The 342-nt window shown below is 61.7% G+C and carries 1 protein-coding gene; it reads left to right on the top strand.

The window, feature by feature from the left end:
- The coding region (locus tag G7007_RS21915; protein WP_181105197.1) for an immunoglobulin-like domain-containing protein at positions 1 to 342 on the top strand (342 nt) is incomplete at both ends.

Below are 342 nucleotides of genomic sequence, written 5' to 3'. Positions count from 1 at the left end.
AGTCAACGGCACCCCTGCGGTGACATCGGTTACCGATACCATCGATACCAGCACCGTAACGCTGACGGCGACCCCATCGGTCACCGAAGGTGGCGTGATCACCTACACCGCGAGCGTGACTGCACCCGTTACCGAAGCTCCGCTGGTCGTGACCTTGGCCAACGGCCAAACCATCACGATTCCAGTCGGCGCCAGCTCGGGCTCGGTGAACTTCACCGCACCAGACAACATCTACGCCACCAATCCACCCGTGACCAACAGCATCACGGCCACCAACGGTGGTAACTACGAGAACCTGGTCACTGCCGGTACGCCAAGCACCACCGTCACTGACGGCCCAGG

This window comes from Pseudomonas entomophila (assembly GCF_013523125.1).
GTDB lineage: Bacteria > Pseudomonadota > Gammaproteobacteria > Pseudomonadales > Pseudomonadaceae > Aquipseudomonas > Aquipseudomonas entomophila_B.
Note: the sequence above shows the minus strand (reverse complement) of the source record. Positions and strands in the feature narration are given on the sequence as shown.